Raw genomic sequence first — 9,935 nt, forward strand, 5'->3', positions numbered from 1 at the left:
GGTAAAATATGAAATGTCGTATTTGTGGTTTTGAATTTGATGAGAAAAAATTGAAAAACCGTGGGTGCGTTGGCTGTGGAAAACATTCCGGATGCAAACAGGTTCATTGTCCAAATTGCGGATTTGGAAACCATCCGGAACTTGAAGAAGAATTTGAATTTATTAACAAATTGAAAAATAAAATAAATAGAAAAAAAGAAAACAAATCATTTTTTTAAAGGGAGATTGTTAAAATGAATCGTGATGAAATTATTAATAAATGTTATGAGCACAAACATGCGTTAATTTTTGCAGCAGGAATCGCTACTGCAATTGTCGGTAAAAAAATATTAGAATCAAAAACCGTGAAAGATGCTGCAACACAAGGCATGGCATCCGTAATGTCTGCTAAAAAAGATGCTGAAGAATGTTTCCAAGACATGAAAGAAAATGCAGAAGACATTGTGGTTGATGCAAACGCAGAAACTAAAAAAGAGATTTATATAGAAGCAAAAGAATAAGCTTATTTTTTCAGGTATAAAGAAATGAAATACAAAGTAATGTATGATAACAAAACTCGATTAAGAGTTCGTTCAGGCCAATGGGCTTTCACCAAAGAAGAAGGTTATGGCCTCGCTTCATTACTTTTAAATCAAAGTTTTATCCATGAAGTATACACTTCCCATAGAAACGGAAGTATTTTAATATACTACGACGGAGATATTGAAAGCAAAAAGAAGATTTTCAATATCCTTGATGGTATTACATTAGATGATTTGTTTGAAGCAGAGCCGACTCAAGCTCAAACTTCAAGGGAAATCACCGACGAGTTTTATCTCAAATTATCCAAAATGATTTTTAATAGAGTTCTTTATAGAATATTCCTACCGATGCCTATTAGAAATGCATTGACAATTTATAATGCAGCAGAATATATCTGGAATGGTTTGGACAGTTTGACCAGCTTTAGAGTTGATGTTGCACTTCTCGACGGTGCGGCAGTAACCGGAGCACTACTGCAAAAACAGTACAAACCAGCAAGTTCAATGATGTTCTTATTGTCAATCTCCGATGCGCTTGAAGACTACACAATACAAAAAGCTAAAAGTACACTTAAAGACAGTTTGGCTTTAAATATAGATACTGTATGGGTAGTAGGAGAAGACGGTGAAGAAAAACAATGCCCTGCTGTTGATATAGATAAGGGAGATAAAATTAAAGTCCACATGGGCGATGTGATACCGGTTGATGGAAAAGTAATTGAAGGAGAAGCAATGGTTAATGAAGCTTCCATGACTGGAGAGCCATTAGCAACCCATAAAAGACCTGGAAAAACAGTTCATGCAGGAACTGTTATAGAAGAAGGTAATCTGATAGTTGAAGTTTATTCAATGAACAAGGAAACCCGTTTAAATAAAATAATCGATTTAATTGAAAATTCAGAAGAGTTGAAGGCAGATACACAAAGCAAAGCTGAAAAACTTGCCGATTCAATTGTTCCATACAGTTTCCTTGCAACAGCTTTAACCTACTTAATTACCGGAAATTCAACAAAAGCATTATCCGTATTGATGGTTGATTTTTCATGTGCCATTAAGCTAACAACCCCATTATCCATCATATCTGCAATGCGAGAAGCATCAGACAATAGAATGATGGTAAAAGGAGGTAAATTTTTAGAAAACTATGCAAATGCAGACACCATCATATTCGATAAAACAGGAACACTAACAAAAGCAACTCCAAAGGTTGTTGAAGTAGTTCCTATGTCCAGACGATACAAACGTGATGACATTCTAAGAATGGCCGCATGTATTGAAGAGCATTTCGCACACAGTATTGCAACTGCCATAGTAAAACAGGCTGAGAAGGAAGGCCTCAAACATGAAGAAGACCACAGTGAAGTGGAATACATTGTAGCACATGGCATTGTAACCGAATATGACGGAAAACGTGCAGTAATAGGATCAAAACACTTCTTATTTGATGATGAGAAAGTGAAAGCAACCAAAGCCCAGGAAAAGAAAATGGCTAAAAAAGCAGCAGAACACTCTGTAGTTTATCTGGGCATAGACGGAAAACTTGAAGGCTTAATCTGCATTGATGATCCCGTACGTGAAGAAGCAAAATATGTAATAGAAGAACTAAAAGAGTTAGGCATTGAAAATGTCATAATGCTTACAGGAGACAGTGAAAGCGGTGCAAAAGCTAGTGCTAAAGCATTAGGCATCACAGATTATAAATCACAAGTTCTTCCAGAAGATAAATCAAGAATTGTAGAAGAGTTAAAACAAGACGGAAAAACCGTCATTATGGTCGGAGACGGAATCAATGATTCCCCGGCACTTGCAGCAGCTGATGTATCTGTTTCAATGAAACATTCATCAGATATTGCACGTGAAGTAGCAGACATATCATTACTGTCCGACGATTTATATGACCTCGTAACACTCAGGAAACTAAGTGTTGGAATGTTGGATAAAATCAACAAAAATTACCACAATATTGTTGCAGTAAATGGCAGCCTTCTTGTTTTAGGTGTTTTAGGCATAATTCCTCCATCAACTTCATCAATGATACATAACCTATCTACCATGTTGTTTGGAGTAATGAGCACTAAATCAGTTTTAACTGATAAAGATTTTTCAAGAGATATAGAAGTAGAAGCTATTGAAGTAGCTGATATTTCTTAATCTTTTCTTTTTTTTAAATTAAGAGTACATCTGCGAGTATAAGAATATTTAGTAAAAAATATCTCTTATATATGACTATTTAAATCAATTATTTAGGAAGGTACTGTTCATGAGTACAATTATTGAATTTAAAAATGTTAACAAGATTTATAAGTCCGGAGAGCATATTTTAAAAGCTATGGACAATGTCAATTTTACAATCGATGAAGGTGAATTTGTTATTATTTTAGGACCTTCAGGCGCAGGTAAATCAACATTACTGAACCTTTTAGGCGGTCTTGATACACTTACATCCGGCGAAATTATCGTTAATGGAAATCATATAGAAAATTTTTCAGATAATCAGCTTACATCCTACCGGGCAGAAAATGTGGGCTTTATTTTTCAGTTTTATAATCTCATACCAAATTTAACCGCTCTTGAAAATGTAGAACTTATGAAGGACATTGTCAAGGTGAATATAAACGGCATGGAAGTTCTAGATTCAGTAGGGCTTAAAGATCATGCCAATCAATTTCCTGCACAGTTATCCGGTGGAGAACAGCAAAGAGTATCCATTGCAAGAGCAGTAGCTAAACAACCTACAATGCTTTTATGTGATGAGCCAACAGGAGCGCTTGACTCTAAAACAGGCGTTTTGATTCTGAATTTGCTTCAGGATATGAGCAACAACAAAGGAACCACCGTCGTTATTGTAACACACAATGCAATTTTAGCAGAAGCCGCAGACAAAGTAATCAGAATTAAAAACGGTCAGATAGAAAGCATTGTTGTTAATGAAAATCCCAAAAACATTACAGATTTAGAATGGTGATTCAATGCTTTTTAAAAAGATGTTAAGAGACATACTTAAACACAAAGCCCAATTTATATCTATTTTTTTAATGGCATTTTTAGGAGTATTTGTCTTTGCAGGTGTTGGAGGTGAATCTGTAGGTCTTGAAGTTAACAGCAATGACTATTACAGCAATACTAATCTGGCGGACGGTTGGATTTACTCAGCTAATCTAAATGAAAGATTTTTGGACCAGATATACTGTTTAGGTCCGACAACCCAAATGGAAAGGCAGCTGGTTGTTGATTCGGTTGCAGATTATTCGAATGACCCCGAGATTACTCTGCATTTTGTAGAAAACAATACAATATCAAAATTCTATTTAGTTGAAGGAAAAGCATTGGACATTAATGACAGTGAAGGCGTATGGCTTGATAAAAGTTTTGCAGATGCAAAAAACGTTAATGTTGGAGACAATATAACTTTTGAGTTTAACGGAATGAAAATAGAAAAAGAAGTCAAGGGGACAGGTTATTCACCAGAATATGTTTATCACGCTTCAAAATCATCTGTAATTCCTGATTTTTCCAAAATAGGTTTTGCATATATGAGCTATAAGGCATTCCCCTCACAAATTGTCCCTTATAATGTTTTAAATGTGAAATTCGATGAAACTGCTGAAACTTTCAACAGCTTACTGTCTGAGAAAATGGACGGAAAATATAATTCATTTGTTGAAAGATCAGAACACACAAGCGTAAGTCAGTTTTCAGAAGAAATGGACCAGCATCAAATGATGGCAGGAATTTTTCCAGTAGTCTTCATTTTAATTGCAATGTTAATTCTTTTAACAACAATGACAAGGATAATTACACATCAGAGAACACAAATTGGTATTTTAAAAGCATGCGGATTTAAAGACAAGTCAATAATGTTTCACTACATATCCTACGGGTTCTGGCTGGTACTGGTCGGTTCCATTTTAGGTTTAATCATAGGTCCTATGACACTGCCGCAGCTATTCTATCCATCAATGAGCTCCACATACATATTGCCTTCATGGGACCCAAAATGGAGCATGGATTTTGTCTACGTTGCATTAGCCATGGTTGCAATGTCAGTTCTGGTTTCATATTATGCGGTTAAAAGCATTTTTAATGAAAATCCTGCAGACACAATAAGACCAAAAGTTCCTAAAGTTTCTTCATCAGGCCTGATTGAAAAATTGGGATTTTTCAAACACTTATCATTCAATACCCGATGGAATTACAGAGATGCAAAAAGAAATAAGTTTAGAGCATTGATGACAATTGTAGGAGTTATAGGATGTACAGCACTTCTGGTATCTGCATTCGGAATGTATGATGGAATGAATGACCTGAAAGAATGGGAATTCAATCAAATTAACCACTATGATTCAAAATTAGTAATTGACGATAATGCAAGCACATCAGAGATTGATGATGTGGCTGATGAAGTCAATGGAGATAAAATAATGGAATCCGCCATTGAAATTGAATCCGATTCGGCCAAGAAGTCTGGTTCACTGCTGGTTTTAAACCATACAGATTTGGTAACTCCAACAGATTATAACTGGAATAAAATCAAGATTGAGGATGACGAGATTTCAATTTCACAAAAAATGGCTGATATGCTTGGTGTTAATGTAGGGGACAGTGTAAAATGGCATATTATGGGTTCAGACAAATGGATTAATACAAAAATTAACAAAATCCATGCAGATCCAACTTCACAAGGATTCATCATGTCAACAGACAAACTTGAAGATTTGGATTTGAATTACACACCGACAAGTATTTTAACAACTGAACATGTTGACAAAAACTATACTGCTATCAAAACAGCAAATTCAATGAACGATATAACTTCCAGTTGGGATGAACTTACAGAAGCGATGTGGCTATTAATATACATTTTAATATTCTTTGCATCACTTTTAGCAGTTGTAGTATTATATAATTTAGGATTGTTGTCATTTACAGAAATCGAACGTGAAATAGCAACACTTAAAGTTTTAGGTTTTAAAACAAAGGCTTTGAGAAAATTACTTTTAACACAAAATCTATGGTTTACAACTATCGGATTTATATTAGGCATTCCAGTAGGTTATTACATATTAAAAGTCATGTGGGAGTCTTCAGGAGATTCATTTTATATTCTGCCTTCCATATCACTTACAAATTTAATACTTACTGCAATAATAACATTTACATTATCCATACTTGTAAATCTGATGTTTTCACGTAAAATTAAAAAATTAGACATGGTGGAATCACTTAAAAGTGGCGAATAGTTAAACTATTCCCATATATTTGTGATTTAAAAAAAAAAGAATTATTTTATTAAAAGGTGTTTAATGGCAATTGCAGCCAAAAAAGAAACACCAGAGCTTTTGCAAGATTCCTTTTTTCTTTTTGGAATCTTTACTTTTTTCAACAGAACAACAATCTGCAGTGTTTGCCATAAAATCCCTCCACTTTTTAAATTAAATTTTTAGGAAAACCTAAATATTTTATGTTAATATATTTAACTTGATAACTTATAAATGTTTGCTTATACATCAAATAGTCGAAATAGAATTGATTTTTAATACATTTGCTGTTAATGTAAAAGTTGACTCATAATATTGAAAGAAAAAAGATATTACTTCATTTAATTAACGTTGAAATTAATTATTTTATAGGTCAAAATAAGACTTGTAGAATATAAATGTTAAACACTAATTACCGACAAATCATCAAAAATTTCAATTTATTAATTTAATCAGCAAATAATACTTTAAAAAAGATATAAACATGTAAGATTGTACTTACATTCAAAAAATTTTATATATTATTTATTAGAAACAAATTATTAAGTTTAATATCTAAAAAGACTACAAAAAAACTAACGAGGAATTAAAATGAAAATGCATAAAATTTGTCCAAGATGCGGATCTAAAAATGTTGACTGGATTATCCCTCAAAACTGGTCACAATGCTGTTGTAAGGACTGTGACTACACAGGACCAATCATTGAAGGAAATGATGAACTTGCAGAGGAAATCCATGAAGCATACTTAGAATCTTTAAAAGACAAAGAATAAGGACGTGAGAAATATGTTAGGATTAAATAATAGAAATCAGGAAAATGAAGCAATCATAAAACCTCCAAGCAGCGATTCATATTCTATGATTTCCACCATATTTGCAAAAAACAATGAAATAAGCATCAAAACATTATCACTCACAATACTCGATTTAATTAACAAAGATCAAATCAAATGCGATATTGATTTGGATGATACATATGAAGTAGGTAAAAAATTAACCCCTGAAGACATGGAAGTCATGAAAAAAATAACACTTAGAATTGCAAATAAAGGAGAATTAAAAACATCAGAAACCCTAGCAATTAACTTACTTAAAAATTTGAATAAAAATAAAAAATTCAACTTGAAGGCAATGGCAAAACAAACCCATAATGCTGCAAATGCCAACAAATTTGAAAAAGACCTTGCCGAATATGTCAAAGCCATTGAAAATGAAAATAATTATGATGGCAAAAACTACAAGGACATACTGGAAAACGGCAAATTAACAAAAAAAGGAAAAGAACTTAAAAAAGAATGGCAAAATTACCAAAATTACTTAAAATCACAGAATTTAACTGAAAAATACCCTCCGCAATCAGCAGAAGAAAATTCAATGCAAATCCTTTACGGTGCATGTTTTGACATTGAAAAAGATACATTGAAAATAAGGGAAAATAACACTTCTTTAACCAATTTTGTTGATAAGGACGGGTATAAATTATTGAACATAATTTTCAATAATGCATTATTAAATGTGACTGAAAAAAGACGAGGAGATGGGATATTTTACGGAGTAAATGATAAATATACCATTCCCGGTGGAGGATAATCTCCACCACTACAATAATAGTTATTAAAAAAAAGGTGATATAAAATGGAATATGAAATACGCGGCGGAGCATTCCCTATGGTAATATGCACATTACAAAAAGGAGAAACAATGAAAAATGAAACTGGAGCTATGGCTTTTATGACCTCCGATATGGAAATGGATACAAATACCGATGGAGGGCTTTTAAAAGGACTTGGAAGAGCACTATCCGGAGATACATTGTTTTTTAATTTTTTCACAGCACAATCAGATAACCAGCAGATTGGATTTTCATCCTGTACCCCTGGAAAAATCATGGCAATCAAATTAGATGGAACCAATACAATCATAGGCCAGAAAAATGCATTTTTGGCAGCAGAAAAAAGTGTGGACATTGACATTCATATAAGAACCAGACTCGGAGCAGGAATATTTGGTGGTGAAGGATTCATTCTCCAAAAGTTCAGCAACACAGGAATAGTATTTTTAGAAATTGACGGAGAAGTAATAGAGCATGACCTGCAACCTGGAGAAAAATTATTAGTTGACCCTGGACACATTGCAGCAATGGAAGAAAGCGTTGATTTTGACATTGAAAGAGTTAAAGGAGCCAAAAATATAATGTTCGGTGAAGGACTCTTTTTTGCAAGAATACAAGGTCCTGGAAAAGTATGGATACAAACCATGCCAATCAGCAGATTAGCTGAATCATTGATACCTTATTTACCAAAACCAGACAGTAAATAAGACATATTAGTCCAAATATTAATTATTAAAGGTTTATTTTAAAAATAAATCTTTTATAAACTTTTTTTACTAAATAATTTTAAAAAAAGAAAAAAGAATAAAATTAATTATTCTTAATTGTAATTACAGTACTGTTTAATCCCAGTACTCTCGAGTAATCAATATTGTCAGATATTTTATTTAAAATGCTGATATTGTCAAATTTCAAATCTTCATTTTCAACAACCGGATTGAATTCAACACCTGTGTCCTTAATAGAAATTAGAATATTTTCATCATTATCTCTAACAATTACGTCAATATTTTCTACAGTTTCATTAGTGTTAATTATATTGACAAGCATTTCCTCAATAGCCATACTGACCAAAGTGGCAGATTTGTTCTCAGACAAATAGTTTTGAACATCGCTAGATAATTCAACAGCTTCTTTAACATCCCCACTAATAGTATGCTCAAATACTGATTGGTCATCATTATGTTTATTGATAAAGAATCCTGAATACTCACCATCAGTTTTTTTACTGATGTATCTTGAATAAACAAAGATGAACATTATTGTTATGGCTTCCGCTATTGCAAATGAAATCCAAATTCCATCACCACCTATTGCTAATGCAAGTATTATTGCAAGAGAAATCGGCAACACAAGCCCCTCAAGTAATGAGATTATTGTTGACAACTGATTCTTTTGTATTGCCTGAGAGTAGAAAGTATATAAAAATGTAATTGCAGTACCAACATAAGATATTGCAAATATTCTAAGCGCATTTAAAACAACAGGAACCTGTGCAGAGTCTTTAACACTATACAACAACAATAATGATTGAGGATAAACAATGAATAAAACTGACAATGCCAAACTTGAAATTAAAACAATCTTCAATGCTCTGTGGATAACATAATTAACTCCTGAATAATCCTCTTCCTTGAAGTAAACAGATACAATCGGAGACATGGTCTGTGCCGTTCCAATTAAGAAAATGTATAATATAAATAAACTGTTATAACAAATTCCAAAAGCTACCAAACCGAATTTCCCAAAATAAAGACCTAATAAAAAGTTTATGATGTACAATTTTAATGTCAAATATAATTGTGTTGATGCGGATGAAAATCCTGATGTTACAATCTTTTTAAGATAACTTAATAATGGTTTAACTTTCAATTTGATAAATTGCAGTGTGCGCTCTGGTTTAAAGAAATAATAGGATATAATGATAGAACCCACAATATACCCTGTTGAAGTTGCAAGTGCAGCACCAGACAGACCAAAATTTAAAAATTTAATATAAACAAAGTCAAAACAAATATTAACAATATTTGCTAATAGTATTGCCCTGAATGGTAAAGAAGGAATACCATCCGCCCTTATAAAATAAGATAAACTCATCATATAACATAAGAAAGGCATACCTATGATTAATGCTTTGAAAAACAGATTTACATCCGGAACTAACTCTGGCTGTGAAGCACATAGCATTTGAGAGATAGGTCCTGAAAACAGCAATCCTACAATCATGATTAGAATTCCAATAGTTAAAAGTGAAATAATTGAAACCGAAAAGTAACTGTTGGATCCTTCTTCATCAAATTCCGCTTTTGCAACAGAACACAGTACACTGCCTCCCAACCCAATCATCCAATAAATTAAATTAACAAATGTAATTACCGGAGCCACACTTTGAATTGCTGACAGATTTCCTGCACCGATTAAAAAACTAACAATCAATCCGTCAACAAAAAGACAGATGTTTCCTGCCATTGATGTGAATAAAGTCGGCAGGAAAAATTCTGAAAATTTACTTCTCAATAAATTATAATTTCTCTCATACATCG

At 32.9% G+C, this 9,935-nt stretch carries 9 protein-coding genes; 8 read left to right on the top strand and 1 reads right to left on the bottom strand.

Translation table 11 applies throughout. The features are described 5' to 3' along the window. Nucleotides 1-8: 8 nt before the first annotated feature. The 8 genes from QZU75_RS01320 to QZU75_RS01355 all read left to right on the top strand — a co-directional run bounded on the left by QZU75_RS01320 (nucleotide 9) and on the right by QZU75_RS01355 (nucleotide 8,099). The gene (locus QZU75_RS01320; RefSeq protein ID WP_296881146.1) at nucleotides 9-218 is read left to right on the top strand and encodes a hypothetical protein; all 210 of its coding nucleotides are present in this window, start codon (nucleotides 9-11) and stop codon (nucleotides 216-218) included. 15 nt (nucleotides 219-233) lie between these two features. After that, on the top strand, nucleotides 234-500 hold the full coding sequence (locus QZU75_RS01325) for a DUF6110 family protein (protein WP_296881147.1): 267 nt from the start codon (nucleotides 234-236) through the stop codon (nucleotides 498-500). Nucleotides 501-524: 24 nt separating this feature from the next. After that, nucleotides 525-2,672 carry a heavy metal translocating P-type ATPase gene (locus QZU75_RS01330; RefSeq protein ID WP_296881148.1) on the top strand — a complete coding sequence of 716 codons (2,148 nt, stop codon included), beginning with the start codon at nucleotides 525-527 and terminating at the stop codon, nucleotides 2,670-2,672. A gap of 109 nt (nucleotides 2,673-2,781) precedes the next feature. Beyond that, on the top strand, nucleotides 2,782-3,486 hold the full coding sequence (locus QZU75_RS01335) for an ABC transporter ATP-binding protein (protein ID WP_296881149.1): 705 nt from the start codon (nucleotides 2,782-2,784) through the stop codon (nucleotides 3,484-3,486). Between the two features lie 4 nt (nucleotides 3,487-3,490). Further along, nucleotides 3,491-5,761: an ABC transporter permease gene (locus tag QZU75_RS01340; RefSeq protein ID WP_296881150.1), complete on the top strand. Its 2,271-nt coding sequence runs from the start codon at nucleotides 3,491-3,493 to the stop codon at nucleotides 5,759-5,761. 609 nt (nucleotides 5,762-6,370) lie between these two features. Beyond that, complete coding sequence (locus QZU75_RS01345) at nucleotides 6,371-6,553, top strand: hypothetical protein (protein WP_296881151.1); 183 nt, start codon at nucleotides 6,371-6,373, stop codon at nucleotides 6,551-6,553. A gap of 13 nt (nucleotides 6,554-6,566) precedes the next feature. Beyond that, on the top strand, nucleotides 6,567-7,370 hold the full coding sequence (locus QZU75_RS01350) for a hypothetical protein (protein ID WP_296881152.1): 804 nt from the start codon (nucleotides 6,567-6,569) through the stop codon (nucleotides 7,368-7,370). Between the two features lie 45 nt (nucleotides 7,371-7,415). Then, complete coding sequence (locus QZU75_RS01355; RefSeq protein WP_296881153.1) at nucleotides 7,416-8,099, top strand: TIGR00266 family protein; 684 nt, start codon at nucleotides 7,416-7,418, stop codon at nucleotides 8,097-8,099. A gap of 103 nt (nucleotides 8,100-8,202) precedes the next feature. Here the strand turns inward: QZU75_RS01355 and QZU75_RS01360 are convergent, their stop codons facing one another. Beyond that, complete coding sequence (locus QZU75_RS01360; RefSeq protein WP_296881154.1) at nucleotides 8,203-9,933, bottom strand: MATE family efflux transporter; 1,731 nt, start codon at nucleotides 9,931-9,933, stop codon at nucleotides 8,203-8,205. Nucleotides 9,934-9,935: the final 2 nt, after the last annotated feature.

Source organism: uncultured Methanobrevibacter sp. (assembly GCF_902764455.1).
Lineage (GTDB): Archaea > Methanobacteriota > Methanobacteria > Methanobacteriales > Methanobacteriaceae > Methanocatella.